The sequence below is a fragment of the Pseudomonas sp. 21615526 genome (genome assembly GCF_013386245.1).
Taxonomy (GTDB): Bacteria; Pseudomonadota; Gammaproteobacteria; order Pseudomonadales; family Pseudomonadaceae; genus Aquipseudomonas.
The window spans coordinates 1-320 of record NZ_JACAOM010000179.1 but is presented as its reverse complement, the minus strand read 5'-3'; the positions used below and the strand labels follow the sequence as shown (position 1 = coordinate 320).

Below are 320 nucleotides of genomic sequence, written 5' to 3'. Positions count from 1 at the left end.
CGACGTCGAAGACATGCTGCAAAAAGGCATCGACATCCTGCTGATTAACCCCACCGATTCCGTCGGCGTGCAATCAGCCGTCAAATCCGCCCACGCCGCCGGCGTAGTCGTGGTCGCCGTCGACGCCCAGGCCGAAGGCCCACTGGACTCCTTCGTCGGCTCGAAGAACTTCGACGCCGGCTTCCAGGCCTGCGAATACCTGGCCAAGAACATCGGGGACAAGGGCAATATCGCCATCCTCGACGGCATCGCCGTGGTACCGATCCTGGAGCGCGTGCGCGGTTGCAAGGAGGCCGTGGCCAAGCACCCGGACATCAAGA

Annotated in this window: 1 protein-coding gene; it reads left to right on the top strand. The window is 63.1% G+C overall.

Going from position 1 to position 320, the window contains the following annotated elements; genetic code table 11:
- Positions 1-320 (top strand): substrate-binding domain-containing protein (locus HX786_RS30365; protein WP_178913015.1); only part of this gene is annotated, 320 nt, incomplete at both ends.